The organism is Streptomyces chrestomyceticus JCM 4735 (assembly GCF_003865135.1).
GTDB classification, from domain to species: Bacteria; Actinomycetota; Actinomycetes; order Streptomycetales; family Streptomycetaceae; genus Streptomyces; species Streptomyces chrestomyceticus.
Map to the genome: position 1 here is coordinate 1,680,016 of NZ_BHZC01000001.1, position 23,431 is coordinate 1,703,446.

General features: G+C 74.3%; 15 protein-coding genes and 2 pseudogenes. 7 read left to right on the plus strand and 10 right to left on the minus strand.

Annotation, left to right across the window (positions count from 1 at the left end):
- Nucleotides 1-16 precede the first annotated feature (16 nt).
- From EJG53_RS06795 to EJG53_RS06820, 6 genes are all read right to left on the minus strand, one after another.
- Nucleotides 17-1,030, minus strand: a complete 1,014-nt coding sequence (locus tag EJG53_RS06795) for a sugar phosphate isomerase/epimerase family protein (RefSeq protein WP_125044084.1) — start codon at nucleotides 1,028-1,030, stop codon at nucleotides 17-19.
- 158 nt (nucleotides 1,031-1,188) lie between these two features.
- Entirely contained in the window at nucleotides 1,189-2,361 is a 1,173-nt protein-coding gene (locus EJG53_RS06800) for a Gfo/Idh/MocA family protein (protein WP_125049207.1), read from the minus strand.
- A gap of 292 nt (nucleotides 2,362-2,653) precedes the next feature.
- Entirely contained in the window at nucleotides 2,654-3,673 is a 1,020-nt protein-coding gene (locus tag EJG53_RS06805) for a substrate-binding domain-containing protein (RefSeq protein WP_371858791.1), read from the minus strand.
- 68 nt (nucleotides 3,674-3,741) lie between these two features.
- Nucleotides 3,742-4,785 carry an ABC transporter permease gene (locus EJG53_RS06810; protein WP_371858792.1) on the minus strand — a complete coding sequence of 348 codons (1,044 nt, stop codon included), beginning with the start codon at nucleotides 4,783-4,785 and terminating at the stop codon, nucleotides 3,742-3,744.
- A 17-nt stretch (nucleotides 4,786-4,802) separates the two neighbouring features.
- Entirely contained in the window at nucleotides 4,803-6,470 is a 1,668-nt protein-coding gene (locus tag EJG53_RS06815) for a sugar ABC transporter ATP-binding protein (RefSeq protein WP_125044086.1), read from the minus strand.
- Between the two features lie 457 nt (nucleotides 6,471-6,927).
- Nucleotides 6,928-8,109 carry an ROK family transcriptional regulator gene (locus tag EJG53_RS06820; RefSeq protein ID WP_125044087.1) on the minus strand — a complete coding sequence of 394 codons (1,182 nt, stop codon included), beginning with the start codon at nucleotides 8,107-8,109 and terminating at the stop codon, nucleotides 6,928-6,930.
- Between the two features lie 204 nt (nucleotides 8,110-8,313).
- Between EJG53_RS06820 and EJG53_RS06825 the strand changes: the two genes are divergently transcribed.
- Complete coding sequence (locus tag EJG53_RS06825) at nucleotides 8,314-11,823, plus strand: AfsR/SARP family transcriptional regulator (RefSeq protein WP_125049209.1); 3,510 nt, start codon at nucleotides 8,314-8,316, stop codon at nucleotides 11,821-11,823.
- Nucleotides 11,824-11,841: 18 nt separating this feature from the next.
- On the opposite strand, the pseudogene EJG53_RS06830 reads toward EJG53_RS06825, so the two are convergent.
- Nucleotides 11,842-12,788: pseudogene (locus tag EJG53_RS06830) on the minus strand (siderophore-interacting protein).
- A gap of 310 nt (nucleotides 12,789-13,098) precedes the next feature.
- Here EJG53_RS06830 and EJG53_RS06835 point away from each other — a divergent pair.
- Nucleotides 13,099-13,983, plus strand: coding sequence for a hypothetical protein (locus EJG53_RS06835; protein ID WP_125044088.1), 885 nt, complete (start codon nucleotides 13,099-13,101; stop codon nucleotides 13,981-13,983).
- Nucleotides 13,984-14,019: 36 nt separating this feature from the next.
- Here EJG53_RS06835 and EJG53_RS06840 read toward each other — a convergent pair whose 3' ends face one another.
- Nucleotides 14,020-14,796 (minus strand): MerR family transcriptional regulator, encoded by a 777-nt coding sequence (locus EJG53_RS06840; protein ID WP_125044089.1) that lies wholly within the window; start codon nucleotides 14,794-14,796, stop codon nucleotides 14,020-14,022.
- A gap of 296 nt (nucleotides 14,797-15,092) precedes the next feature.
- Between EJG53_RS06840 and EJG53_RS06845 the strand changes: the two genes are divergently transcribed.
- Entirely contained in the window at nucleotides 15,093-16,313 is a 1,221-nt protein-coding gene (locus EJG53_RS06845; protein ID WP_125044090.1) for a serine hydrolase domain-containing protein, read from the plus strand.
- A gap of 52 nt (nucleotides 16,314-16,365) precedes the next feature.
- Here the strand turns inward: EJG53_RS06845 and EJG53_RS06850 are convergent, their stop codons facing one another.
- Complete coding sequence (locus tag EJG53_RS06850; protein WP_125044091.1) at nucleotides 16,366-17,049, minus strand: GntR family transcriptional regulator; 684 nt, start codon at nucleotides 17,047-17,049, stop codon at nucleotides 16,366-16,368.
- Between the two features lie 274 nt (nucleotides 17,050-17,323).
- Between EJG53_RS06850 and EJG53_RS06855 the strand changes: the two genes are divergently transcribed.
- A complete protein-coding gene (locus EJG53_RS06855) occupies nucleotides 17,324-18,586 on the plus strand; it encodes an FAD-dependent monooxygenase (RefSeq protein WP_125044092.1) in 1,263 nt (420 codons plus the stop codon).
- A gap of 158 nt (nucleotides 18,587-18,744) precedes the next feature.
- Nucleotides 18,745-19,599 (plus strand): formate dehydrogenase accessory sulfurtransferase FdhD, encoded by an 855-nt coding sequence (gene fdhD, locus EJG53_RS06860; RefSeq protein WP_125044093.1) that lies wholly within the window; start codon nucleotides 18,745-18,747, stop codon nucleotides 19,597-19,599.
- A gap of 27 nt (nucleotides 19,600-19,626) precedes the next feature.
- Here fdhD and EJG53_RS06865 read toward each other — a convergent pair whose 3' ends face one another.
- Nucleotides 19,627-20,097 carry a MarR family winged helix-turn-helix transcriptional regulator gene (locus EJG53_RS06865; RefSeq protein ID WP_125044094.1) on the minus strand — a complete coding sequence of 157 codons (471 nt, stop codon included), beginning with the start codon at nucleotides 20,095-20,097 and terminating at the stop codon, nucleotides 19,627-19,629.
- Nucleotides 20,098-20,238: 141 nt separating this feature from the next.
- Between EJG53_RS06865 and EJG53_RS06870 the strand changes: the two genes are divergently transcribed.
- Nucleotides 20,239-21,180 (plus strand): quinone oxidoreductase family protein, encoded by a 942-nt coding sequence (locus EJG53_RS06870; protein ID WP_125044095.1) that lies wholly within the window; start codon nucleotides 20,239-20,241, stop codon nucleotides 21,178-21,180.
- Nucleotides 21,181-21,415: 235 nt separating this feature from the next.
- Nucleotides 21,416-23,415: pseudogene (locus EJG53_RS06875) on the plus strand (exo-alpha-sialidase).
- Nucleotides 23,416-23,431: the final 16 nt, after the last annotated feature.

Consider the following 23,431-nt stretch of genomic DNA (forward strand, 5'->3'; position numbering starts at 1 on the left):
GGGAGCGCCCTGGTCCTCAGCCGCCGGACGGGTCCGCCCCGAACGCCGCGTCGAACGCGGCGGCGGGCGGCTCGTAGTCGTACGCCTTGAGATGGGCCAGCGCTTCGGGCGCGCCCTGGAGGCGGTCCATGCCCGGGTCCTCCCACTCGACCGACACCGGGCCCTCGTAGCCGATCGAACGCAGCATCCGGAAGACGTCCTCCCAGGGCACCTCGCCGTGCCCGGCCGAGACGAAGTCCCAGCCGCGGCGCGGGTCGCCCCAGGGCAGGTGGGAGCCGAGGCGGCCGTTGCGGCCGTCCAGCCGGCGCCGCGCCTCCTTGCAGTCCACGTGGTAGATCCGGTCCCGGAAGTCGTACAGGAAGCCGACCGGGTCGAGGTCCTGCCAGACGAAGTGGCTGGGGTCGAAGTTCAGGCCGAAGGCGGGCCGGTCGCCGACCGCCTCCAGGGCGCGGCGGGTGGTCCAGTAGTCGTACGCGATCTCGCCGGGGTGCACCTCGTGGGCGAAGCGCACGCCCTCCGCGTCGAAGACGTCCAGGACCGGCCCCCACCGTTCGGCGAAGTCGGTGTATCCGGCTTCGACCGTCGAGGGCGGTACGGGCGGGAACATGGCGACCAGGTGCCAGATCGCGGAGCCGGTGAAGCCGGCCACGGTCCGTACGCCGAAGGCCGCGGCGGCGCGTGCGGTGTCCGCCATCTCGGCGGCGGCCCGGCGCCGTACGCCCTCCGGTTCGCCGTCGCCCCAGACGCGGGCGGGCAGGATGGCGCGGTGCCGCTCGTCGATGATCGCGTCGCAGACGGCCTGGCCCACCAGGTGGTTGGAGATGGCCCAGCACTTCAGGCCGTACTTGTCGAGGAGCTGGCCGCGGGTGGCGAGGTAGCCCGGCTCGGCGAGGGCCCGGTCCACTTCGAAGTGGTCGCCCCAGCAGGCGAGTTCGAGACCGTCGTAGCCGAAGTCGCGGGCGAGCCGGCAGACCTCCTCCAGGGGCAGGTCGGCCCACTGTCCGGTGAAGAGCGTGAACGGTCTGGCCATGCGTGACTCCTCGGGGCGGGCGGGTGGACGGGCGGAGAGGCGCGGGGGTGCCGGGCGGTACGAGGCGGTACGGGGTGCGGGGCGGTACGGGTGGTGCGGTGGCGGGCTGCGAGGAAACGATCCGGCCGGTGGCCGCGGCTGACAAGAGGGAGGGTGCGTCAGGTGGGGATGTCGGCCACCGGCACGGGTTCGGATCCGGGTACGGGAGCGGGGGCGGATTCGGGTACGGGCGTGTACGCGCAGTTCCTGGCCGCGCTGTCCTCGACCGCCGCCAGCACCCGCTGCACCTGCAGCCCGTCCGCGAAGGACGGCGCGGGCTCCCGGCCGGCCGCGACGGCGTGCACGAGGTCGCGTGCCTGGTGGACGAAGGTGTGCTCGTAACCGAGGCCGTGGCCGGGCGGCCACCACGCCTCCAGGTACGGATGACCGGGTTCGGTGACCAGGATGCGACGGAAGCCGGCCGCGACGGCCGGTTCGGTGTGGTCGTGGAAGGACAGCTCGTTGAGCCGCTCCAGGTCGAAGGCGAGCGAGCCGTGTTCCCCGTTGAGTTCGATGCGCAGCGCGTTCTTGCGGCCCGCGGCGACCCGGCTGGCCTCGAAGGAGGCGAGCGCACCGGAGGCGAAGCGGCCGGTGAACAGCGCGGCGTCGTCGACGGTGACGGAGCCCAGGCCGCCGGTGGGCAGCGGCCGTTCCCGTACGAAGGTGCCGGTGACGGCGGAGACGCCCGCGAGCCGTTCCCCCGCCAGGTACTGGGCGAGGTCGACGATGTGCGCGCCGAGGTCGCCGAGCGCCCCGGAACCCGCCTGTTCCCGGCGCAGCCGCCAGGTCAGGGGCGCTTCGGGGTCGACCAGCCAGTCCTGGAGGTAGGTGGCGCGTACATGACGGAGGGTGCCGATCCGGCCGTCACGGATCATGTGGCGGGCGAGGGCGACGGCCGGGGTGCGGCGGTAGTTGAACCCGACCATGGCGCGTTGGCCGCGGGCCCGGGCGGCCTCGGCGGCAGCCGCCATCGCCTCGGCCTCCGCCACGGTGTTCGCCAGGGGCTTCTCGCACAGTACGTGCTTGCCCGCGGCCAGCGCGGCGACGGCGATCTCGGCGTGACTGTCGCCCGGCGTGCAGATGTCGACGAGCTGCACGTCGGCACGGTCGAGCAGGTGCCGCCAGTCGGTCTCGGCGGCGGCCCAGCCGTGCCGGGCCGCGGCGGCCGCGACGGCGTCCCGGTCGCGGCCGCACACCGCGTTCATCGCGGGGCGCAGCGGCAGGTCGAAGACGCGGCCCACGGTGCGCCAGCCCTGGGAATGGGCGGCGCCCATGAAGGCGTAGCCGACCATGCCGATGCCCAGTTCCGCCCGCGGGCCGGGGGGTGGGGGCTGGTGGGGTTGCGGGGTCCGCCGGGGCGGCGGGGTCACGTCCGTAACCGGTCGTGCGGGGTGCGGTGCCGGATGCCGTACGTGGTCCCCCCGGTCGTCGTGCCCACCGGGCTCGTCGCGGTCCTCACGATCGTCGTGCTCGTCGCGGTTATCCCGATCGTCGTGCTCGTCGTGCTCCTCGCGGTCATTCATGCATCACCTCGTCGGTCGGCCGTGGTCGGCGGTCTTCCGGGTAACTGCGCGGTCCGGTCGATCAGTTGAAGCCGGTGGTGAGGTAGTCGTCGACGTTGTCCTTGGTGACGACGGCGGAGTAGAGGGTCACCGAGGCGGGGATCTCCAGTTCGGCGGTCCCGGAGAGGCCCCGGCCCTGGGCGAGGGCGCGGGCCAGGTCGACGGCCGAGGCCGCCATGGTCGGCGGGTACAGGACGGTGGCCTTCAGGACCGAGTTGCCGGCTTTGATGGTCTCCATGACGCGCCGGGAACCGGCACCGCCGACCATCAGGAAGCCGTCCCGCCCGGCCTGTTCGATGGCGCGCTCGGCGCCCACGCCCTGGTCGTCGTCGTGGTTCCACAGCGCGTCGAAGGAGGGGTGCGCCTGGAGCAGCCCGGCCATCTTCGCCTGCCCCGACTCCACGGTGAACTCGGCGGCCTGCCGCCCCACCTTGCGGATGGTGGGGTAGTTCTTCAGGGCGTCGTCGAAGCCCCTGGTGCGCTCCCGGGTCAGTTCGAGGGTGTCGATTCCGGCCAGTTCCACGACCTTCGCGTCCGGCTTGTCCTTGAGCTGCTCGCCGATGTAGCGCCCGGCGTTCAGGCCCATGCCGTAGTTGTCGCCGCCGATCCAGCAGCGGTACGCCTGCGGGGAGGCGAAGACCCGGTCGAGGTTGACGACGGGGATGCCGGCCCGCATGGCCTTCAGCCCGACCTGGGTGAGCGCCTTGCCGTCGGCGGGGAGGACGACCAGGACGTCGACCCGCTTGTTGATGAGGGTCTCGATCTGCCCGATCTGCTGGGCGGTGTCGTTGGAGCCCTCGGTGATATCGAGGGTGACGTCCCGGTAGCGCTTGGCGCGGTTCCTGGCGTTCTGGTTGATGGCGTTGAGCCAGCCGTGGTCGGCCTGCGGTCCGGCGAACCCGATGGTGATCTTCTTGCCGGGCCGGTCGTCCACGCCACCCGCCTGCTGCTGCGTGGCGCCCGCAGGCGCGTCGCCGCGCTGGTTGCTCGTACAGGCGCTGAGCAGGGCGCCGGCCGAGACGGCGGCCGCGCCGAAGAGCATGTTCCGGCGGGTGGCGCGGGTGGCCGGGGCATCCGCCTGCGTGCCGTACGGGCCCGGCGTGCTGTCGGTCATGACGTGTGCCCTTTCTGGACCAGTACGGCGATGACGATGATGGCGCCCTTGGCGATCTGCTGGACGGCGGTCTCCAGGTTGTTCAGGGCGAACAGGTTGGTGATCGTGGTGAAGACGAGGACGCCGAGCACCGAGCCGGTGACGGTGCCGCGGCCGCCGCTGAGCAGGGTGCCGCCGATGATCGCGGCGGCGATGGCGTCCAGCTCGTAGAGGTTGCCGTTGGTGTTCTGGCCCGACCCGGTCAGCACGATCAGCAGGAACGCGGCGATGCCGCAGCACAGCCCGGACAGCAGGTAGAGCAGCAGCCGCTGCCGCCGTACGTCGATGCCCGCCAGCCGCGCCGCCTCCGGGTTGCCGCCGACGGCCACGGTACGCCGCCCGAAGGTCGTACGGTTCAGCAGCAGCCAGCCGGTGACGGTGACGGCGGCGAAGACCAGCACGATCGGCGGGATGCCGAGGACGTACGCGTCGCGGCGGCCCAGGTCCAGCACGGACGGTACCGACACGATCTGCGTGCCGCCCTGGCTGATCTGGAGGGCGAGCCCGCGGGCGGCGGCGAGCATGGCGAGGGTGGCGATGAACGGCACCATGCCGCCGAACGCGACCAGCAGCCCGTTGACCAGCCCGCAGCCGAGACCGACCAGCAGCGCGCAGAGCAGGATGCCGCCGAGTCCGTACTCCTGCGTGGCCACGGTCGTCGCCCAGACGGTCGCGAGGGCGACCATCGCGCCGACGGACAGGTCGATCCCGCCCCCGATGATCACGAAGGTGACGCCGACGGTCACCACACCGATCACCGACGCCTGGGTCAGCACCAGTTGCAGGTTCTGCACGCTCAGGAACTGTTCGGGCCGGGTGAGGGCGCCGACGGCCACGAGTGCCGCGAGCACGCCGAGCAGGGAGAGGTTGCGGATGTCGGTGCGGGCGCGCAGCCGGTCGCGCACGCCGGGGGTACGGGACGGGAGCGGGCCGGGTGTCTCCGGCGCGGGAGCGTGCGCCGGTGCGCGCCCGGCACCGGCGGGCACCGGCCGGCGGGGCACTTTCTCTTCGGAGGTGTTCACGGTCGGTCTCCTCGCGGTGTGTCGGCGCTGCCTGCCATGACCAGGTCGAGCACCCGGTGTTCGTCCAGGGCCGCCGCGCTGCCCTCGTGGACGACCCGGCCCTCGCGCAGCACGAGCACGCGGTCGGCCAGGCCCAGGACTTCGGGGAGTTCACTCGACACCAGCAGCACCGCCACCCCGTCGTCGGCGAGCCGCCGCACCAGCGCGTACAGCTCGGCGCGCGCACCGACGTCGACCCCCCGGGTCGGCTCGTCGAGCAGCAGCACCCGGCAGCCGCGCAGCAGCCAGCGGGCCAGTACGGCCTTCTGCTGGTTGCCGCCGGACAAGGTCCGCACCGGCCGGTCCGGGTCGTCGGGCCGCAGCGACAGGTTCCGGGCGGCGGCGCGGGCGGCGGAACGTTCCGCCGCGCGGTCCAGCCATCCCGCGCGGGAGAAGCGCGGCAGCGAGGAGACCGAGACGTTGCGGTGGACGGACTCCAGGAGCAGCAGCGCCTGGGACTTGCGCTCCTCCGGGGCGAGGCCGAGGCCCGCCCGTACGGCGGCGGGGACGCTGCCGGGGCGCAGCGGGCGCCCGTCGACGAGGACGCGGCCCGCGGTGGGGCGGCGCGCGCCGAAGACGGTCTCCAGGATCTCCGAGCGCCCGGACCCGACGAGCCCGGCGAGGCCGAGGATCTCGCCCGGGTACAGGGCGAAGTCCAGCGGCGCGAACTCGTTGCGGCGGGTGAGACCTTCGGCAGAGAGGACGGGGATGGGGACGGGGGCGGAGGCGGTAGCGGGTGCCGGGGTGGGAGCGGGGGCTCTTTCCGCGGTGGTCGCGGAGGGCGCGGGGGCTGCGGAGGGCCCGGGGGACGCCGCGTGCTGCCGTACGGGGAAGGCGTGCTCGACGGTGCGGCCCGTCATCAGGGTCACGATGTCCCGGGTGGCGGTCGTCCGCGCGTCCAGCCCCCGGGCCGCCGCCCGGCCGTCCTTGAGGACGGTGACCCGGTCGCCGACCCGGCGGATCTCCTCTAGCCGGTGCGAGATGTACACGACCGCGACGCCCGCGCCGGTCAGGCCGGCGACGATCCTGAAGAGGTTGCCGACCTCGTCCGGGTCGAGGGCGGCGGACGGCTCGTCCATGACGATCAGCCGTACGTCGTGGGAGAGGGCGCGGGCCATGGAGGCGATCTGCTGCCCGGCGGCGGACAGTGAGCCGGCCGGCGCGCCCGGGTCGATCTCGGGGTGCCCGAGACGGCCCAGGATCGCGGCTGTGGCGGTCCGGGCCGCGCGGGAGCGGACGAAGCCGGCGGTGGACCGCTCGTGCCCGAGGAAGACGTTCTCGGCCACCGACAGATGCTCCACCAGGTCGAGTTCCTGGTAGATGGTGGCGATGCCGAGCCGCATGGCGGCGGCCGGCGACTTCAGCACGACAGGTGCGCCCTGCCAGCGGATCTCGCCCGCGTCGGGCTGGTGGGCCCCGGCCAGCACCTTGATCAGGGTGGACTTCCCGGCGCCGTTCTGACCGAGGAGGCAGTGCGTCTCACCGGCCGTCACATCGAGGTCGACGCCGTCCAGGGCCCGTACACCGGGGAAGGACTTGCTGATGCCGTGCATGGTGAGCAGGGGTTCACCGGGGCCCGGCGGTCCGGACGAGGCCGGCGGTCCGGGGTGGCGCTCTGGTGCCATGGCGTGCAGCCTCCTCGACGACGTCGGTGAGCGGGCCGGGCGGTGCGGTGCGAGCGGTGTGGGCGGTGCGGGCGGGCGCGTGCGGGACGTACGGCGGTGCGGGGACGGTGCGACGGAACGGCAGCGGCACGACGGAACGCAGGTGGTGCGACGAAACGGCAGCGGCACGACGGAACAGGTGCGGATCGACGGAACGGGAACGGTACGACGGAACGCGGGCGGTGCGACGGAACGGGAGTGTTACGACGAAACAGGGGCGGATCGACGGAACGAGAGCGATACGACGAAACGCGGGCGGTACGACGGTCACTGGCGTACGGAGTCGCTTCGGTACGGACATCCGGCGTGCTCGGCGTGCGTGGCGTGCTCGGCGCCACTCGGACGATGTGCAGGTGCGGGAACGAGCACGCGACGTGATGCGTGCGGCGGTGCGGCGACCGGTGCTGCGGACGGTGCGTCAGGCGGGTGAGAAGAGGTGGTCGCTGATGAGGCGGGCGGCGCCGGTGACGCCGGCCGCCTGGCCCAGCTCCCCCAGCACGATGGGCAGGTTGTTCGTCGCCAGCGGCAGCGACTGGCGGTAGACCTGGGTGCGGATCGCGGCGAGGAGGGTGTGGCCGAGGCCGGTCACGCCGCCCCCGATCACCACCAGCCCCGGGTTGAAGAAGCTGACGAGACCGGCGATGACCTGGCCGGTGCGGCTGCCGCCGGTCCGGATCAGGTCCAGTGCGACGGGATCGCCGGCGGCGGCAGCGGCGGCCACCTCGGGCGCGCCGAGCGCACCGGCCGCCGCCAGCCGTGCCGCCAGCTCCGGCGAGGTGCCCTCGCGCGCGGCGGCCTCCGCGTCGCGGGCGAGGGAGGCGCCGCCGAAGTACGCCTCCAGGCAGCCCCGGTTGCCGCAGGCGCACGGGCGGCCGTCCGGTTCGACCTGGATGTGGCCGATGTCCCCGGCGCTGCCCGTCGTCCCCCGGTAGACCTCGCCGCCCACCACGATGCCGCAGCCGATCCCCGTACCGATCTTGACGAAGAGGAAGTCCCGCACGGTGCGGGCGACGCCCGCGTGCTGCTCCCCCATCGCCATCAGGTTGACGTCGTTGTCGACCATGACCGGGCAGCCCAGTTCCTGGCTGAGCGCCTCCCGTACGGGGAAGCCGTCCCAGCCCGGCATGATGGGCGGCGCCACCGGTACGCCCTCGGGGAAGCGGACCGGCCCCGGCACGCCGATGCCCGCGCCGTCGAACCCTTCGGCCACCCCGCTCGCCTTCAGCTTGCCCGCCAGCGCGAGGGCCTGCTCGAAGACGGCGACCGGCCCCTCGCGCACATCCATGGGCTGGGTCAGATGGCCCAGCACCTCCAGCTCGGCGTTGGTGACGGCCACGTCGACGGAGGTGGCGCCGATGTCGATGCCCAGGAAGAGCAGGGCGGGTGCGAGCCGGACGTTGTGCGAGCGGCGGCCGCCCCGGGAGGCGGCCAGGCCGTCGGCGACGACCAGCCCGGTCTCCAGCAGCCGGTCCACCTCCACCGCCAGCTTGGAGCGTGAGAGGTCGACCCGGTCGCCCAGTTGGGCGCGGGAGCTGGGGCCGTGGTCGCGGAGCAGGCGCAGGAGCCGCGCCTGGTGCGCGTTGGCGGGCCTCGCCGTCATGCGCCTCACGCCACCCCTCCAGCCGTCGTCGGCCGTACGTGGTCCGGCACCGAGCGGCGCCGGGGCTTTCGAGGGGAACGTAGCAGCGCTTGTCCGGACGGGGAAGAAGTACGGACAGGATCGCCCCGGACTTTCTCCTGTGTGAGGACAAAGCTGCCGTGGCCGCTGGTCGGCGTCCGGCGGCGGTCCGGGGAGAATGGGCCGGTGAACTACCGCTACCGCGTGCTCGGCGCCACTCAGGCGCGCCGCCCGGACGGCACCGAGGTGCCCGTGAAGGGGGCGCGGCTGCGTGCCCTGCTGGCCGCGCTCGCGGCGGGCGGCGGGCGGCCCGTACCGGCGGACCGGCTGATCGCCCAGGTGTGGGGCGAGGACGCGGAGCCGCCGGCGGACGCCCCGGCGGCGCTCCAGGCCCTGGTCGGCCGGCTGCGCCGGGCTCTCGGCGGGCCGGCGGTCACCTCGTCGCCCGGCGGGTACGGGCTGGCGGCCGGGCCGGACAGCATCGACCTCTTCCGCTTCGAACGGCTGACGGCGGAGGGCACGGCCGCACTGCGCGACGGCGACCCCGCGCGGGCGGCCGAGCTGCTGCACGAGGCGCTGGCCCTGTGGCAGGGCCCCGCGCTGGCGGACCTGCCGGACCGGGACAGTGATCCGCTCGCCGTACGGGCCGACCGGCGGCACGGCGAGGCCCGCCGCGCCCGGCTGGCGGCCGAGGTGGCGCTGGGCCGGGCGGCGGACACGCTGGCCGAACTGGCGTCGCTGGCCACGGCGGAGCCCCTGGACGAGCCCTTGCAGGCCCTGCGCATCCGGGCACTGTGGGCGGCGGGGCGGCAGGCCGAGGCGCTCCAGGCGTACGAGGAGGTACGGGCGGGACTCGCGGAGCGGCTGGGCACCGACCCCGGCCCCGAACTGCGCACCCTCCACGCGCACCTGCTGGCCGGAACCATGGACCCGCCCACCGCACCGGCACCGGCCGCCTCCTCCGTCACGGGAACGTCCACCGCACCGGCCCCTGGCATCACGGCCACGGGAGCCCCCACCGCACCGGCCCCCGCCACCCCCGCACCGACCGCCCCCTCCTCCGCACCCCCGACCGGCCACCTCCGCTCCCGCCTCACCTCCTTCGTGGGCCGAACCGACGAACTGGCCGCGCTCACCCGCGAGTTGGCCGACCAACGTCTGGTGACCCTGCTGGGCGCGGGCGGCGTCGGAAAGACCCGCCTGGCCCTGGAGGCCGCCGAAGCCGCCGGTACGCAGGGCGAACGGTGGCCCGACGGCATCCGGGTCGCCGAACTGGCCTCCGTACGGGACGGGACGAGCGTGCCCGAGGCCGTACTGACCGCGCTCGGCGGCCGGACGACACAGGTGCGGGCGCCGGGCGCCGACGACCTGCGCGCCTCCGGGAGCCCCGCGTCCCCTCTCGGCCGGCTCGTGGACCACTGCGGGCAGCGGCGGATGCTGCTGGTGCTCGACAACTGCGAGCACGTGATCGACGCGGCTGCCGAGCTGGCGGACACCGTACTGGCCCACTGCCTGGGTGTGACGGTACTGGCCACCAGCCGCGAACCGCTCGGCGTCCCCGGCGAATCGGTACGCCCCGTCGAGCCGCTGCCGCCGCAGGCCGCGCTCCGGTTGCTGGGCGAGCGTGGTGCCGCCGCGCGCCCCGGGTTCCGTACCGAGGACGACCCGGACGCGTGCGCCGAGATCTGCCGCAGGCTGGACGGCCTGCCGCTCGCCGTCGAACTGGCGGCGGCACGGCTGCGCGCGCTGACACCGCGTCAGATCGCGGAACGGCTGGACGACCGGTTCCGGCTCCTGACCGGCGGCAGCCGGACGTCCCTGCCCCGGCAGCAGACGCTGCGCGCCGTGGTGGACTGGTCCTGGGACCTGCTCACGGCCGACGAGCGCGCGGTGCTGCGCCGCCTGTCCGTCTTCTCCGGCGGCTGCGAGGCGGCGGAGGCGGAGTACGTGTGTGCCGTCCCCGCCCCGGCCGACGGCCCCCACTCCCCCGCCGACGTCCTGGCCGTACTGACCTCGCTCGTCGACAAGTCCCTGGTCACCGCCGCCCCCGAGAGTCCGCGCGGGATGCGTTACCGGCTGCTCGAAACGGTCGCCGAGTACGCCGGGGAGCGGCTGACGGACTCCGGGGAGCGGGCGGCCGTGGAGCGGCGGCACCTGACGGCGTACCGGGAGCTGGCCCGGACCGGCGAGCCCGAGTTGCGCGGGCCGCGCCAGGCGGCGTGGCTGGAGCGCTTCGAGACCGAGCACGCCAACGTGCGGGCCGCGCTGGGCACGGCGGTCGCCCGGGCCGAGGAGCAGGAAGGACTGTGCCTGGCCCTGTCCATGAGCTGGTTCTGGCAACTGCGCAACCACCAGGCGGACGCCCGGCACTGGGCCGCCGCCGTCGCGGGCCTCGGCCCCGACCCCTTCGCGGACCCCGTACGGCCCGCCGAGCCCCTGGCGGAACGGTGCACGGCGGTCCCTCCGCCGTGGTCGGGCGAGCGGCTGCGCGAGGCCCGGCGCGGCGTCCGGCTGCTGGTGCTGGCGAGCAACAGCGACCAGGCCGGACCGTCCGGGCCGGTGCGGCCGGAGTCGGTCGTGGCCGCGTACCGGCCGGGGCTGCCGCAGACCGTGCGGCAGCCGGGCGTCATGTGGTTCTTCGCCCGGCTGATGACCGGCGGGTTCGCGGGGCTCGACGAGACCGTCGACGCCGTGGTGCGCCACTGCCGGGAGTTGGGAGACGGCTGGGACCTGGGCCTGGCGCTGCTGTTGCGCACCAAGGTGCTCGGCGGCCGGCCGGGCGAACTGGACCGGTCGGCGCGCGACGCGGAGGAAGCGCTGGCACTCTTCGAGGCGGCCGGGGACCTGTGGGGTACCGCCGAGTCCCTGTCCGCGCGCGGCGACACGTACGAGCGGCGCGGGCAGTACGCACTGGCGGACGCGGACTTCGAGCGCGCCATGGAGTCTTCCGCCCGGGTCGGGGCGGACGTGCAGGTACCGGAGTTCAAGGCGAGGCTGGCGGCCGTACGGCTGGAAGGCACGTACGGGAGGGAGGACACGTACGGGAGGGACAACAGGTACGGGACCGGCCGGGAGAGCGGCAACGCCGAGGGGGCCGACGCTTCCCTCTCTCTGCGGGTGCGGGAGGCGGAGCGGCTGCTGCTGGAAGCCGTGGCCGAGTCCCGGCCCTCCTCCGGCGAGACGCTGAGCACGGCGCGGCTGCTGCTGGCCCGGCACTACGGCCGGACCGGGCGCACCGGCCTCGCCCGGGAGCAGTTGCGGGAGGCCGAGCAGGCGTTCACCACCGGCACTCCGGCCCTCTTCACCGGGGTGGTGACCGGGCTGCACGGCTGGCTGGACTGTCTCGACGGGGAGTTCACCCGGGCGCGCGAGCACGTGCGCCGGGCCGTACGGCAGCTCGCCGGCCTCGCGCCCTTGGTGGCTCCGCACCTGCTGGTCCATCAGCTCCTCTGCGGCGGGTGGTCGATGGCCCACTCGGGCGCGGCCGAGGACGGCGCCCGCCTGCTGGGGGCGTACGACCGGCACGCGCCCGGCGCCGACGGCTTCGGTCTCCAGCCGCTGCCGCCCGAGGCCGAGGCCCGGGTCCGGCAGCAAGCCGAGGCAGCGCTACGTGCCGTGCTGGGCACCGACGCCTACTGGCGGGCCCACGCCGAGGGCGGCGGCCTCACGGTGCATGAAGCCGCCGCCATCATCTGACAGGCGGAACTGTCCGCCCTACTGCGCGTCGGCCAGCCGCTCCCGCGCATCGGCCAGATCGTCTTCCGTGGGCGCGTCGTCCTGGGTCAGCGCGCGCCGCCAGTAGCCGGTGAAGTCGATGTCCCGCTTGTCCAGGCCGCGGTCCTCGACGAGGTGCCTGCGCAGCGCGCGGACCGTGCCCGCCTCCCCGGCGAGCCAGGCGAACACCGATCCGGCCGGGAACCGGGCCCCGCGCACCGCCTCGACCAGCGCCTCCCCGGCGCGGCCGGACCCGTGCCCCGGTGCAGCCAGTGCACGGTCAGGTCCCCTCGGGTGGCGAAGGTCTGCTCGTCCGCCGCGTCCGCGACCTCGATGTACGCCACCGCGCGGGCGCCTTCGGGCAGCCACTCGGCCAGGGTGCCGATGGCTGGCAGCGCGGTCTCGTCCCCAGCGAGCAGCATCCAGTCGGCCGTGCCGAGCGGGACCGGCCGGGCGAAGTACGCGGACGGGCCGAACATGCCGAGCGTGTCGCCCGGCGCCGCGAGGTGCGCCCAGCGGGTCGCCGGGCCGTTCGCCGATCCGCCGTCCGACCCGCTCACCGGACCGCCGTCCGATCCGCTGTCCGAGCCACTCACCGTGTCCGTACCGTGCAGCACGAAGTCGATGTCGATCGTGCCGGTCTCCGGATGGTGCGCGCGGACGGTGTAGCTGCGCATCCACGGCCGTTCGTCCTCGGGGATCGTCCGGAACGCCTGGTACCACCGCATCAGGTCGCCGTCGGCCGGCGCCTCCGGGAGCCGCGGGGCACGCTGACCGGGCCGGGGAAAGTAGAGCTTCACCTGCTGGTCCGGCGCGTCCAGGCGGAATCCGGCGAGGTCGGGGCCGCCGAAGGTGATCCTGACCAGGTGCGGCGAGAGACGCCGGACCGCGGTGACCTCGATGTACCGGACGGGAAGGGGTTCCGGCCGGGGAGTCTGCTGCTGCATCACTTCTCCTGAGGGGCGGGCCACCGGCCGACTGCGGCGGTGGCGCGCTGTGCGGGACAGGGACAGGGCCACGACCGTCGCAGCCGTCACCGACACGCCGCCTACAGCTCACCTGCACGGCCACGTACAGCACGTACAACGCACGTACGAGCACGCCCGTCGACGTACACCCGCACAGGCAACCGTCTCCCGCCCGCCGCGCGCGCTGCCCAGCTATCCGGGTGATTCGCCGCCAGGGCCGTCACAGCGGGCGCTCCACCGTCAATAGGTCTGCTGACAGCCGTCCCGCACGAGAACGGAACTCCACACCATGCCCCTGCCCACGGACCGCCGCCGCCCGCACTCCCTCACCGCGGCGGGCGTCATGGCCCTCGCCGCCACCCTGGGCGCCGGAACCGCCCTCGCCGCCTCCCCCGCACACGCCGCACCGCAGGGCCCCCGGGACACATCGGTACGCGTGGGGACCGGCACCGCCGACTTCTGTCTCACCCCCGGCGCCACCCGCGCGCTCGCCACGGCCGGAATCCGCCTCACGGCGGTCGCCCCGGCGAAGCTCACCGGCCCGGCCGGACGCCGGTGCGTGTCCGCGCCCATCGCGGGTGGCGCGTTCGACCTCCGCGCCGGCTCCGGCCACCTCACCTTCAGGGGCGGCTTCGACTTCGTACGCAAGGACAAGCGCCATCTGAAGATCGACTCCCTGCGGGCCGACCTCGCCACCTCGCGCGTCACCGCGAACGTGGGCGGTTCCAAGGCGCACCGGACCGACTTCCTGGCGTTCCGCGTGGACCGCAACCGGATCAAGGTGGGCGGCGGACAGGTACGGGCGCAGTTGCCCTTCACGCTGACCCAGCGAGGTGTCGACGCCTTCCGCGGCGCGTTCGGGCGTTCGCCGCTCGCCGCGGGCCAGCGGGTGTTCGACGGGGACGGTACGGCCCGGCTCGGCACCGCCCGGAAGCACACACCGGCCGCCCCGGGCACCGCGCGGAAGCAGACGCCCGACCCCAAGCAGAAGCAGAATTCCGCGGCCCCGCAGACTTCCGGCGCCCCGCAGGCTTCCGGAACGCCGCGGAAGCAGACCCCCGGCACCCCGCAGGGCCAGACACCGGCCGTCGCGCCCCGCCCGCTCGGCGACCCGGCCGTCGACCCGGTGAACGACGTGGCCATGGACCCGCTGCGTCAGGTGGCGGCCGACTGACCCCGCTGCCCGCGGCGGTGGCGGCCCGACCGGGCGTCACTGCCGCGGGACGTCGACGCCTGCCGCGCGCAGGTTCGCCTCGATCAGCGCGTTCAACCGGGCGATGGACGGTGCCTGGTCCTCCCCGTGCCGGTTGACCAGCCGGTACCGCGCGGCGGCGTCGGACTGGTTCCCGAAGCCGGCCGGCATCGTCAGCCGCGCGCGGTCGGCCAGCAGTTTGTCCGTCAGTGCGGACGCCAGTGCGTCGATCCGCGGGTCGTCCGGCTCCCAGGACCGGGCGTCCCAGCCGCGCCGCGTCAGCTCGACGTGTTCGGGATCGTCGAGGAGGAGTTCGAGCCGGGTCAGGAAGCTGTCGACGATCTCCGGGACCAGCGCCCGGGCCAGCACCAGCGCCTCCCGCTGAGCGGCCACGTAGTCGGGCGGGAAGCCGAGTCCGGCGAGCCGGTCCAGGACCGCGCAGGCCCGGTCGGGCAGCAGGACCCGGTCGCCATGGGTGAGCCGGTGCAGCGTGTCGCGGCGCGCGGTCAGGTCCTCGATCCGTTCGGTGAGCCGGCGGTGGACGTCGTCCAGGGCGGCGGCGAACCGCTCGGGACCGGCGTCGAGCAGGTCGGCTATCTCGGCCAGCGGCACACCGGCCCCGGCCAGGGTGCGCGCCTGGATCAGCCGGAGCAGGTCGGCCGACCCGTAACGCCGGTAGCCGGAGCTGTCCCGTTCCGGCTCGGCGACCAGGCCGAGCCGGTGGTAGTGCCGCACCGTCTTGACCGTGACGCCGACGAAGGCGGCCGCCTGGCCGATCGTGAGTCCGTCCGCCATCGGCTCAGCCCGCCTTCCGGCACGAGAGGTGCGAGGGGCGGGAGAGGCGCGGGACGCACGGGGCGTACGAGACGCACAGGACGTACGGGGCGTACGAGTTGCGGACGATCACAGGGGGGAGAGTAGCGCGCCCGGTGCCGTTCAGGGCATGTCCCCGACAGAGGTTGACCTTGACCTTGGGTCAGGGTGGACGCTCATCGCATCACCGCTTCGAAAGGGCCGGTGGCCGCTGGGTCACCGTTGCGCTGCCGAGCCGTGCCGGACGCCCACCACCGCGCTCAGAGGAATGAAAGACCATGGACAAGACCCTCCGCACCACGCAGAACCACACCGCTCAGCACCACACCGCGCAGAACTCCGCCGCCGGGCCGGACCGCCCGGAGCTGCGAAAGGTCCTCCAGGAGGTCGTCGACTCCGGCATCACCGGCATATCGCTGCGCGTGCACGACGAGCGGGGCGAGTGGACCGGCAGCGCCGGGGTGGCCGAGCTGGGCGGGTCCGCCGAACCGCCGGCCGACGGGCACGTACGGATCGGCAGCAACACCAAGGCCTTCACCGCGACCCTGGTCCTGCAGTTGGTGGCCGAGGGCAAGGTCGCGCTGGACGCCCCGGCGGACGACTACCTGCCCGGCTTCGGCCTGGACCGGCGGATCACGGTACGGATGCTGCTGCAGCACACCAGCGGGGTGTTCAACTTCACCGGCGAGTTCTACGAGGACGGGACGACGGTGCCCGGCATCCCCTCCACCGTCTCGGGCAAGGAGTGGGTGGACCGGCGGTTCCACACCTACCGGCCCGACGACCTGGTACGGCTGGCGCTGTCCAAGCCGGCCCGGTTCGAGCCGGGGACCGACTGGAGCTACTCCAACACCAACTACGTGCTGGCCAGGCTGCTGGTCGAGGAGGTCACCGGCCGCTCGTGCGCCGAGGAGACGCGGGAGCGGATCCTGGCTCCGCTCGGCCTGTCGGGCACCGTCGTGCCGGGCACCTCACCGGAGATCCCCCAGCCGCACGCCCACGCCTACTACCGGTACGAGGACGCCGGCCGGACGGAGACGGTCGACGTCACCCGGCTCAACCCCTCCTGGGTCTCCGCCGGCGGCGACATGATCTCCACCACCCGGGACCTCCACACGTTCATCTCCGCGCTGGCGGGCGGCAGACTCCTGCCGGCCCCGCTGCTGGCCGAGATGCGCGCGCCGCACCCCAAGAGCGGCTTCGGCCTGGGGCTGCGCGTGCAGGACACGGGCCCCGGCGGCGACACCCTGCTCTTCCACAACGGCGGCGCCGGGGGCCACGCGGCGTTGATGTACAGCACGCTCGACGGCAGCCGGACCCTGACCGCCTCGCTGAACTACGTGGACGACGCCGCGCTGTCGCTCACGCTGCCCTTCCTGCGGGCGCAGGAACGGCTCGTCGAGGAGGTGTTCGGCGGCGGGCGGTCCGGCTCGGCCGACGAGCCTGCCGAGGCGGACGCGGTGGCCGAGGCGGCCGAAATGGCGGGATCGAACGGCTGAGGCGGACGCGGCGACTCAGCCGGCGGCGGGGCCGAGCACCTCGGCCCCGCCGTCAGTCCCCGTCCCGGTCGCGGTCGCGGTACGTACGCCGGGTGTGCTCGGTGTGCGCCCGCATGACGGCGGACGCCCGTGCCTCGTCCCGGTCGGTGATCGCCGCGATCAGTTCCCGGTGCTCGGCCCAGGACTGCTTTCCGCGCTGCCGGGCGACGGGCGTGTAGTACCAGCGCACCCGCCGCCCGACCTGCGCCGCGAGACCGGCCAGTACGGCGTTGCCGGCCAGCTCCATCACCTTGGCGTGGAACTCCGCGTTGGTGGCGACCGCGGTCTCCACCGCGTCGTCCCGTACCGCCTGTTCACCCTTCTCGCACAGCGCCTCCAGCTCCGCGATGCCCGCCGACCCGGCGTTGGCGGCGGCGAGCCGGGCGGCCTCCGCCTCCAGCAGCGTCCGTACGGTGAACAGTTGGTCGGCCTCCTCCTCGGTGGGCTCGTGCACGAACGCGCCCTGGGCCGGGCGCAGATCGACCCAGCCCTCGGTGTTGAGCCGCTGGAGCGCCTCGCGGACCGGCTGCCGGGAGACCCCGAGGTGGCCCGCCAGTTCGCTCTCGACCAGGTGCTGGCCGGGGCGCAGCGTGCGGGTGGTGATCAGTTCGAGGAGCGCTTCGTAGACGCGCTCGCGCAGCGGTCCGGGGCGTTCCAGCTTCGGTACGGCGCCCTGCGGCAGCCCTGTGGACAGCATCGAGTACCCCTCCGTGACGCGGCCGGGACGGTGTTTCCGCGCGGACGCCCATGTCGCGGACGCCCGATTGGTTATCGTCTACAGTCTACCGACCCCGGCCGTCCCAACGCAGGTCACTCGCGGAACCGCCGCCTTCCGGCCGCCACGACCGGCCGCCGTCCGCCGCCTCCGCCCCGGACACCGGCATTTCCTGCGAAACTACGACCGCTGGAACACCCCTCCGGTCCACCGCGGCTCCGCCCCGCTCGGAGCCGCCGAGAGAAGCGGGTTGCCGATGCACGGAGGAACGGTCGCCGTCGTGGGCGGCAGCATCACCGGCTGCGCCGCCGCACTCGCCGCACACCGGGGCGGCGCGGCGGAGGTCACGGTGTACGAACGGGCCGCCGGCCACCTGGCGGACCGCGGCGCCGGGCTGGCCGTGCACAACGACCGCTACGCGGAACTGGCGTCGGCGGGCTACCTGGACACCGGCATCCCGTGGCTGCAGCTCTGGCGGCGCCGCTGGTACACGCGCGACGGTGAACTGCCACTGGGCCGGCCGGTGGGGGAACTTCCGTTCCCGTTCCGTACGTACAACTGGGGGCCGCTCTGGCACGGGCTGCGCGCCCGGATGCCCGAGACCGCCGTGTTCCGCGGCGACAGCCCGGTCCGTACGGTCGAGACCTCACCCGACGGCGCGGCGGTGCTCCTTGAGGACGGCAGCGCCCACCACGCGGACCTGGTCATCGGCGCGGACGGCTACCGTTCCGTGGTCCGCGGCGCCGCCTTCCCCGACGTACGGCCGGCGTACGCCGGATACCTCGCCTGGCGCGGCGCGTTCCCCGCCGAACGGCTGGCCGCGCTCGGCCCGGACCCGGACGCCGTCTGGCCGGTCGAGGACTGCGTCTTCGCCGTCTTCCCCGGCGGCCACGCCGTCATCTACCGCATTCCGGACGGCACCGGCGGCCACCGCGCCAACTGGGTGCTGTACGCCGTACCGCCGCCGGACACCGTCCTCGGCCTGGGCTCCCCCACCAGCCTGCCGCCCGGCACCCTCAACGAGGCGCTGCACGCCAGCTTCGCGCAGGTCGCCGGGGAGCTCCTGCCGCCCTACTGGGGCGGCCTGCTCCGGCTGACGCGGCCCGAGGAGCTGTTCATCCAGCCGATGTACGACTTCACGGCACCCCACTACGCCGCGGGCCGCCTGCTGCTCGCCGGGGACGCGGCCACGGTCGCCCGCCCGCACACCGGCAGCGGCGCGGTGAAGGCCCTTCAGGACGTCACCGTGCTGGAGACGGCGATCGCCGCCGCGAGCACCTGGTCCGAGGTGTCCGCCGCGTACGGGGCCGCGCGTGGTCCCGTGGGGATCTCGATGATGGAGCTGGGCCGACGGCTGGGCGAAGCCCTCGTCCTGCGCAGCCCGGACTGGCGGACGGCGGATCAGACGCGTCTGGACGCGCTGTGGGCAGGCGCGGGCGCGGCAGCGTTCGGCGGGCGCGTACTGCAAGGAGTACGGGGATCGGGCGAGCAGCCCGCAGCGCACGGGACGGTGCGGTAGGGGCAGCGGGCCTCGCACTCCCGGGCGGCGGAACGCGTACGCCCCTGCGGCGGCCGGCGGACCTCGTACGAGCAGCCGACCGCGTACCGGACAATGGAACCGCCGAGACCGGCCCGCTGCCACGGGCCGGCGCACCAGACGGACGGGACTGATCAGACATGGGACGGGTCACCGAGCGACGCCGCGTCGTCCGCATCCGCGACGGAGCCGTGAGCACACGCCCGGACACCCTCGTCGGCGAGGAGCCGCTGGAGATCCGCCTCGGCGGCAAGCCGCTCGCCGTCACGATGCGCACACCGGGCGACGACTTCGCGCTCGCCGCGGGCTTCCTCGTCAGCGAGGGCGTGCTGGGCAGCGCCGGGGAGCTGGCGAACATCGTGTACTGCGCGGGCGCCACCGAGGACGGGTCGAACACGTACAACGTGGTGGACGTGCAGCTCGCGCCCGGCGTCCCCGTCCCCGACATCTCCCTGGAACGCAACGTCTACACGTCGTCGTCCTGCGGCCTGTGCGGCAAGGCGAGCCTGGACGCGGTCCGCACGTCCGCCCGCTGGCACCTGGACCCGCCCGCCGACGCCGCGGCCCGCATCACGCCCGCGACCCTGGCCGCCCTCCCCGGCCGGCTGCGGGCCGCGCAGCGGGTGTTCGACCGGACCGGCGGGCTGCACGCCGCCGCGCTCTTCGACTCCGACGGCGAACTCCTCGACGTCCGCGAGGACGTGGGCCGCCACAACGCCGTCGACAAGGTCGTCGGCCGCGCCCTCCAGGAGGGCCGGCTGCCGCTGCGCGACACCGTCCTGATGGTCTCGGGCCGGGCGTCGTTCGAACTCGTGCAGAAGGCGGTCATGGCGGGCATCCCGGCCCTCGCCGCCGTCTCCGCGCCGTCCTCCCTCGCCGTCGACCTGGCCGTCGAGAGCGGCCTGACACTGGTCGGGTTCCTGCGGGGGACGTCGATGAACGTGTACGCGGGCGAGGAGCGGATCGCGCTGGGCGCGGCGGCGGGGAGGGCCTGAGAGCGGGGTTCGGCGCAAGGCGAGGCGTCAGCCCGCTTCCGTCTCCCCCTTCGAATCCGCCCCCGGCTCCACCACCCGCGCGAGCAGCGCCATCAATTGCTCCCGTTCGGCCGGGGTGAGGCCCGCGGTCAGCTCGTCGTTGGCCCGGTCGCCCAGTTCCTCCGTACGCCGTAGCCGGCACCGCCCCGCCGCGGAGATCTCGACGGCGTTCTTGCGCCGGTCCTTCGGATCGGGGGTGCGCGTCACCAGCCCGTCGGCCTGGAGGTCGTTGACGACGGCGACCATGTCCTTGGGGTCGATGCCCACACTGCGGCCCAGTTCGGCCTGGGAGACGGGCCCCAGCTCGCCGACGGCCGAGAGCACCGCGTGGTGCATCATCCGCATCCCCTCCTCGGCCAGCGCCTCCGCGACGAGGCGGTGACCGCGGGCCGCCGCCCGGCCGAGCAGCCAACTGGGGAGGGAGCGGATGCGGGTGGGGGCGTACGGAGTCTCTGGCATGGGACCAGCCTATCCGTAAAACCATTGGTCGCCCCAACGAACGCTGCTACCGTTGGGCCACCCAATGGTTCCCGGGCGATCCGATCCCGGGCGACCACCCCTGCGTGGCGTCCGGCCGCGCCCACCCTCCCGGAGGTGCCCGTGCGGCGAGTCCGTTTCCATTCCTACGGCGGACCCGAGGTCCTGCGCGTCGAGGAGGCCGAGGTCCCCGCGCCGGGCCCCGGCGAACTGCTCGTCCGTACGGAGGCCATCGGCGTGTCGCTGCCGTCCGTCCGCCGGACGCGCGGCGACGGGAACGGCGGTGGCGTGCCGCTCCCCGCCGTACTCGGCGGCGAGGTGGCCGGTACGGTCGTCGGCCTGGGCCCGGACGTCACCGGTTTCGCGGTCGGCGACCGCGTCACCGCGCTCTCCTTCACCGGCTCGTACACCGAGGCGGCCACCGTGCCCGCCGCGATGGCCGCCCGCATACCGGACGCCGCGTCCAGCGTGGACGCCGTCGCCCTGGTACGCGGCGGGCAGGTCGCGCTCGCGGCGCTGGCCACCGCCGCCCCGGCCGACGGGGAGTCGGTGCTGATCACGGGCGCGGCCAGTGCCACCGGACACCTGGCGGTACAACTGGCCAAGCTGCGGGGCGTGCCGCGGGTGGTGGCGGCCGTCGGCTCCACCGCGAAGGCGGACTTCCTGTACGGGCTCGGCGCCGACGAGGTCGTGACGTACGAGGACGCGTCCTGGGGCGAGCCCGTCGACATCGTCCTCGACGGCGTCGGCGGGGAACTGCTGCCGCGCGCGGTGGCGACCCTCGCGCCGGGCGGGCGGCTGGTGTTCTTCAACTCGGGCGGCGGCACGGTCCCGGCCTACGACCTGCTCGCGGGTGCCAAGACGATCACCGGCCTCACCATGGCACGGTTCGCCGCCACCCGCCCGGAGCTGTACGAGCGGCACGGCGCCGAGCTGTGGGACCACTTCTTCGCCGGGCGCCTGCGGGCCGCCGTGCACGCCCGGATCCCGCTGGCCGAAGCGGCCCGCGCGCACGAGATCATCGAAGCCCGCGCCAACCTCGGCAAGGTCGTACTGGTCCCCTGACCGGCCCCGGGGCGAGGCCCGTACTGATGTGCCCGCCGTGGTACGGACGGGGGAAATCCGGCCGGGTGCGACGAACCGCCGCGTGTGGCTTGTGGCGGTGCCGGGGGCCCAGTAGCTTCCTGCGCACCGGAGAGCGGACATGGGACGTCCTACGTCGGATGTCCCGCGCGAGCCGTACGGATCTTCTCTCTTCCTCCTCGACGCCCCGCCGATGCCTCGAAGGGCAGGTCGGATCATGACGTCACCATTCCGCGTACACGACAACCACCGCCGCAGACCCGCCACCGGGACCGGCACCCCCGCCCACGACGGCCACCGGCCCCGGACCGGCGCACGGCCCCGGCCCCGCACCCTGGCCGCGCTCGCCACGGCGGCCGCCGTCCTCGTCCCGGTGGCCACCGCCCAGGCCCACCCGGCGACACCCGCCACCACCTCCCGTCCCGCCTCCGGCTTCGAGCAGCAGGTGCTGTTCAAGGCGTCCCAGGAGCACGGCTACGCGTGCTTCCGCATCCCGGCGGTCGTCCGGTCCACCGACGGCACCCTGCTGGCCTTCGCCGAGGGCCGGGTACGCGACTGCGGCGACGCCGGTGACATAGACCTCGTGCTGAAACGCTCCACCGACGGCGGCCGCACCTGGGGCCCCTCCAGGTCGTCAACGAGGGCGGCGGGGACACCCACGGCAACCCCGCCCCCGTCGTCGACCGCGAGACCGGCCGCATCCTGCTCGCGGAGACCTACAACAAGGGCCGCCCCGACGCCGCGAACTGCGGCGTGCCCTGCGACCGCACCCCGCACCTCCAGTACAGCGACGACGACGGCGCCACCTGGTCCGCGCCACGCGACCTGACCGCCGAACTCCGGCCCGCCGGCTGGAACTCCTGGTACGCCACCGGCCCCGTGCACGGCGTCCAGCTCGCCCGGGGACGGCACGCCGGACGCCTGGTCTTCACCGTCAACGCGGAGAGCTACGCGGGCGGCCGGACAACCGCCAACCACGCGGCACTCATGCTCAGCGACGACGGCGGCGACCACTGGCGCGTCGGTGCCGTGGACAGCTATCCGATCGCCGCCGACGGCACGTTCCGGCAGAAGCCGTCCGAGATGAGCCTGCTGGAACGTTCCGACGGCTCGGTGTACGTCAACGCGCGCGAGCAGGACGGCACCGACCTCGGCCACCGCACGGAGGCCGTCAGCCACGACGGCGGCGAGACCTTCGCCCGGCCCTTCCGCACCCTGCCCGACCTGTACGCGCCGATGGTGCAGGGCTCGGTGCTGCGGCTGCCGCCGCACGGCTCCGGCAAGGCGGGCCGTACGCTGCTCGCCGCGCCCGCCGACCCGGACCGCCGCCGCACCATGACCGTCCGCTCCTCCTACGACGAGGGCCGCACCTGGGAAGGCGTCGACCGGGGCGCCCGCGTCACCACCGACTGGTCCGGCTACTCCGACCTGGTGTCCGTCGCGCCCGGCCTGACCGGTCTGCTGTACGAGGGCGGCGCGGCCGACGCCCGCGACGAGATCCGCTTCGCGCGCTTCACCGACGACTGGCTCGGCCCGCGCCGCGCCCCCGATCCGACGACGCCCGACCTCGGTCGGCACGCCGACCCGGCGCTCGTCCTGGGCGGCGCCCGGCCGGCCGCCGGCCGCTTCGGTGACGGGCTCTCCTTCGACGGCCGGGACGACGCCGTACGGCTGCCCTTCCGCCGCTCCCTGCCCCTCGGCAGCGGCGACTTCACGTGCAGCCTCTGGTTCCACTACCGCGCCGCCTCCGGCGAGCAGCCCTTCCTGTGGATGGGCGGGGTGGGCAGCCGCAGCCCCCAGGTGGCGCTGCGCGGCGACCCCGCCCGTAACCGGGTCGTCGCCCACATCACCGCACTCGACGGCGCCCGGCCGCCCGCCACCGCCGAGGTCGCCACCACCGCCGCGTACAACGACGGCGCGTGGCACCACCTGGCACTGCGGCGCACCGGCGGACGGCTGACCCTCACCGTCGACGGCACCGAGACCCGCACGGCCCCCGACGTGCCGGGCTCCGTGAGCCGCACCTCGGTCTTCGGCGTCCACGCGGGCCAGAAGGTGGACAGCCGCTCCCACCTCTCCGGCGACCTGGACGAGGTGCGGGTCTACGGGCGCGCGCTGGACGACGAGGAGCTGGCACGCGTACGCGGGGACGACGCGCGCGTCCCCGGTCCTGTCGTCCTGCACCTGCCGCTGGACCGGGTGGACGAGGAGGACTGACGGGCCGTCACATCAC

Excerpts from the sequence above, each read along its gene's own strand:
- EJG53_RS06795 (WP_125044084.1), bottom strand. The coding sequence starts at position 1,030 with ATGGCCAGACCGTTCACGCTCTTCACCGGACAGTGGGCCGACCTGCCC.
- EJG53_RS06800 (WP_125049207.1), bottom strand. The coding sequence starts at position 2,361 with ATGGTCGGCTACGCCTTCATGGGCGCCGCCCATTCCCAGGGCTGGCGC.
- EJG53_RS06805 (WP_371858791.1), bottom strand. The coding sequence starts at position 3,673 with ATGCTCTTCGGCGCGGCCGCCGTCTCGGCCGGCGCCCTGCTCAGCGCC.
- EJG53_RS06815 (WP_125044086.1), bottom strand. The coding sequence starts at position 6,470 with ATGGCACCAGAGCGCCACCCCGGACCGCCGGCCTCGTCCGGACCGCCG.
- EJG53_RS06820 (WP_125044087.1), bottom strand. The coding sequence starts at position 8,109 with ATGACGGCGAGGCCCGCCAACGCGCACCAGGCGCGGCTCCTGCGCCTG.
- EJG53_RS06835 (WP_125044088.1), top strand. The coding sequence starts at position 13,099 with ATGCCCCTGCCCACGGACCGCCGCCGCCCGCACTCCCTCACCGCGGCG.
- EJG53_RS06840 (WP_125044089.1), bottom strand. The coding sequence starts at position 14,796 with ATGGCGGACGGACTCACGATCGGCCAGGCGGCCGCCTTCGTCGGCGTC.
- EJG53_RS06845 (WP_125044090.1), top strand. The coding sequence starts at position 15,093 with ATGGACAAGACCCTCCGCACCACGCAGAACCACACCGCTCAGCACCAC.
- EJG53_RS06850 (WP_125044091.1), bottom strand. The coding sequence starts at position 17,049 with ATGCTGTCCACAGGGCTGCCGCAGGGCGCCGTACCGAAGCTGGAACGC.
- EJG53_RS06855 (WP_125044092.1), top strand. The coding sequence starts at position 17,324 with ATGCACGGAGGAACGGTCGCCGTCGTGGGCGGCAGCATCACCGGCTGC.
- fdhD (WP_125044093.1), top strand. The coding sequence starts at position 18,745 with ATGGGACGGGTCACCGAGCGACGCCGCGTCGTCCGCATCCGCGACGGA.
- EJG53_RS06865 (WP_125044094.1), bottom strand. The coding sequence starts at position 20,097 with ATGCCAGAGACTCCGTACGCCCCCACCCGCATCCGCTCCCTCCCCAGT.